The sequence below is a fragment of the Shewanella sp. AS16 genome (assembly GCF_021412365.1).
In the GTDB taxonomy this organism is placed as follows: domain Bacteria; phylum Pseudomonadota; class Gammaproteobacteria; order Enterobacterales; family Shewanellaceae; genus Shewanella; species Shewanella salipaludis.
Window position 1 is genome coordinate 1 of the sequence record NZ_JAKCLK010000187.1, and the last position, 302, is coordinate 302.

The window sequence follows — 302 nt, forward strand, 5'->3', positions numbered from 1 at the left end:
CTCCGGCACGTTGTCCCAGCAATCGAGTTCGCTGGCAGAGGTTAAATAGCCACCGTTTGCCGCAGTCGCAGCGATAGAACGAGCGTCCATCAACGCCACCGCTGACATCTGCCCATTAGCTGGCTTAGAGCCTTCGCGGTTCGGGAAGTTACGCGTGGTGTGGCGAATACTCAAACCGTTGTTGATTGGCGTATCGCCCGCGCCAAAGCATGGGCCGCAGAACGCGGTTCTGATGATTGCGCCTGCGCCGATCAAATCTGCTACCACACCTTTTTTGGCGAGATCCATAAACACCGGCTGTG

At 57.0% G+C, this 302-nt stretch carries 1 protein-coding gene; it reads right to left on the reverse strand.

From position 1 onward, the window contains the following. The coding region (locus LZP73_RS19920) for an aconitase family protein (RefSeq protein WP_234236642.1) at positions 1 to 288 on the reverse strand (288 nt) is incomplete at its 3' end. Positions 289 to 302: the final 14 nt, after the last annotated feature.